At 66.5% G+C, this 2,564-nt stretch carries 4 protein-coding genes; all 4 read right to left on the bottom strand.

Translation table 11 applies throughout. The features are described from left to right. The coding region (locus ACFW2E_RS45050) for a branched-chain amino acid ABC transporter substrate-binding protein (RefSeq protein ID WP_384477469.1) at positions 1-629 on the bottom strand (629 nt) is incomplete at its 3' end. Positions 630-1,084: 455 nt separating this feature from the next. Further along, positions 1,085-1,321, bottom strand: a complete 237-nt coding sequence (locus tag ACFW2E_RS45045; RefSeq protein WP_384477472.1) for a transposase — start codon at positions 1,319-1,321, stop codon at positions 1,085-1,087. A gap of 291 nt (positions 1,322-1,612) precedes the next feature. Beyond that, positions 1,613-2,143 carry a toll/interleukin-1 receptor domain-containing protein gene (locus tag ACFW2E_RS45040; RefSeq protein ID WP_384477466.1) on the bottom strand — a complete coding sequence of 177 codons (531 nt, stop codon included), beginning with the start codon at positions 2,141-2,143 and terminating at the stop codon, positions 1,613-1,615. Between the two features lie 7 nt (positions 2,144-2,150). Beyond that, positions 2,151-2,564: DegT/DnrJ/EryC1/StrS family aminotransferase (locus ACFW2E_RS45035; protein ID WP_384477463.1), on the bottom strand; the 414-nt coding region annotated here is incomplete at its 5' end.

The raw sequence follows: 2,564 nt of genomic DNA, 5'->3' as shown, positions 1-2,564 counted from the left end.
AACTCGTCGGTGAAGGTAGCGGCCAGGCCGGCGCCGTAGGTCTTCTTGTCGTCGACGACGAAGACCTTCTTCTTCTTGGCGGTGTTGTACAGGTACTCGGCGGCGTACGGGCCCTGGATGGCGTCCGTGGTCGCGGTGCGGAAGTACGTCTTGAACGGCCGGACCTTCTCACCCGTGTCCCACTTGTCACCCTGGGTGAGGGCGGGGTTGGTGTTCACCGAGACCTCGCACACCTGGGCGGTGTCGAAGACCTTCTGCATGGACTGGGCCACGGAGGAGTTCAGTGGGCCGACGACGCCGAGCACGCTCTTGTCGGCGACGAGCTTGGTGGCGTTCTGCTGGCCGGAGGACGGCTGGGCCTGGTCGTCGAGTGCCACGACCCTGAAGGCGACGCCCGGCACCTCCTTGTTCTTGTTGGCTTGGTTGACTGCGAGGTCCACCGAGTTCTTCATACCAAGGCCGAGAGCCGACAGATCCCCGGTCAGGGGAGCATCGAAGCCGATGGTGACGACCGTGGAACCGCCGGAGGTGTCGTCGGCTGATCCTGCGTCACGGGAACCACACGCCGTGAGCGAGAGTGCTCCAGCGGCGAACGCGGCGGTGACAGCTATGAGAGAACGCTTGCGCACGATCGGTCCTTTCCCTTCGAGGCGCATGCCGCATTGCCGGGGTCTTCCGGCGCAGCGGCTGGCGTGACCTTAGAGGCCGTCCGCCGAAACCAGCAGAAGGGACGAAGCGATGTGATTCTCTTGTTATGGGCTAGTCAGGCCGGGGCTCCGCTACGCGATCCCGACGACGGTCGCAGCACGGTACTGGAGAAGAGCGACGGAGGTGTGTCGATGGCGGCCTGGCGATGACTGTGGCGCCGCGGCCATCGGTGTCGGCGTGGCCGCGATGGGCACCACCCACATCGACGAGGCGAACAAGGTGCATGGCCGAGAAGTCGCCGACCGTGCTCCACAAACGGAAGAGCAGCCGGGCGGCGGAGACGGCGTCAAACTCGTCGTCGCCTCTTTGGCCCGCACGATCGTGGAGTCCCCCGACACCGCCCAAGCCGGGTCCCCGCCGGCGTCGGCCTGGGCCCTCAGCGCGGTGAACACCCGCTCCCAGGTGCCGTCGACGGCCCACATCTGCAGCCGGTTGCAGACGCCCCCCAGTTTCCGTTCTCCTCCGGCAGGTGCACCCACTGCGTTCCGGTCTGGAACTTGAAAGCGATCGCGTCGATCACCTCCCGGTGACCCCTCCGACGGCCACCCCGCACCGGCGTCCGGTACGGGAGCAACGGCTCGATCCGCGCCCACTGCGCATCAGCCGACGACACGCCGGACCAACGATCCGATGATCTCAACGAAACACGCTAACTTGGCTCTGCCGGGGATCTTGGAGTTTCGCGGTGCGGCAGCATGGTCAACGGGCACGCCCGGGTAGTTCCGATGACCAATGCAGTTGTCGAGGTGCCCGTTGTCCCTCCGTCCACGTTCCGGTGAGCAGCCGGAGCCGTCAGGGTGTTGGTACTGGCGATCCCGGAGCGGGTCAGGGTGTTGGTACTGGTCTTGTCCGTGCCGTACCGGTATCCACCCGGATGGGGCTCCCGCGCTGTCTCCACCGAAATTCAGCTGTGCAGCGCCAGGACGGCTCTGCGGATACCCCGGCTCACATCGGCGAACCCGGAGTCGGGATCGGGCCATTCCACGATGGGGCGCCCCGCTGCTGGAAGCGCCTGGAGCTTACTGAAGGGCAGGTGCTGCCAGTCGCAGTCCCGCAGGATGACGGGGATGACGCGGGCGCTGCCTGCGGCGTGCCGTTCCAGGGCCTGTTGCAGTTCGACGTCCCAGCAGTACTCGGATGCTATGAAACTGGAACTGATCACGAGCAGGATGATCGCGGCATCGCTGATGTTCCGGTCGATGGCCTCGCGCCACTCCTCTCCCGGACCAATCTCACGGTCGATCCAGAGCGAGATGAGACCTTCCCGCCGCAGCGCGGTCAGGTGGCGGTCGAGGACGGTCACCAGGTCGAGATCCGCATGTGAATACGACACGAAGATCTTGACGGGGTCCGGGCCGACGGCAGGTCTGCTCGCCAGCCGGATGTCGCTGAGCACCTGCTTCATCTTCCCCTTGGATTCCTCGGACACACCCATGGCAGATTCACTCTCCTCTCAGCTCGGCCAGCACGCCGCGCAGCGCGGCCACCACGCGTTCGGCGTCGCCCACGCTCATCTCCGACGACATGGGCAGTGCCAGCACCTCGCGCGCCAGCTTCTCGGTGACCGGCAGCGGTGTCGCCGGGGTGGTCTTGCCGAGCAGCCGGTGCAGCGGTGGCGCATAGTAGGGCTTCGTCTCGATGCCCAGCCGGTGCATACGCCCGGCGATCTCGTCTCGTGCATAGGGGGGCTGGCAGCGCATCACCCAGTGCACCCGGCTGTGCCGGTCGCCGGTCCGCACGCGCTGCGGGATGACACCCGGCACGGCGTGAGCGAAGTCGTCGTAAACGGCGGCGACAGCGCAGCGGCGCGCCAACATGCCGTCGAGGTGCGGGAACAGGTCCAGGGCGACCCCCGC

The sequence above is a fragment of the Streptomyces sp. NPDC058964 genome, from assembly GCF_042741275.1.
Classification (GTDB): Bacteria; Actinomycetota; Actinomycetes; order Streptomycetales; family Streptomycetaceae; genus Streptomyces.
This window is presented reverse-complemented; position numbering and strand designations above follow the sequence as displayed.

Coding starts and splice junctions, on each gene's coding strand:
- ACFW2E_RS45040 (WP_384477466.1), bottom strand. CDS start 2,143: ATGGGTGTGTCCGAGGAATCCAAGGGGAAGATGAAGCAGGTGCTCAGC.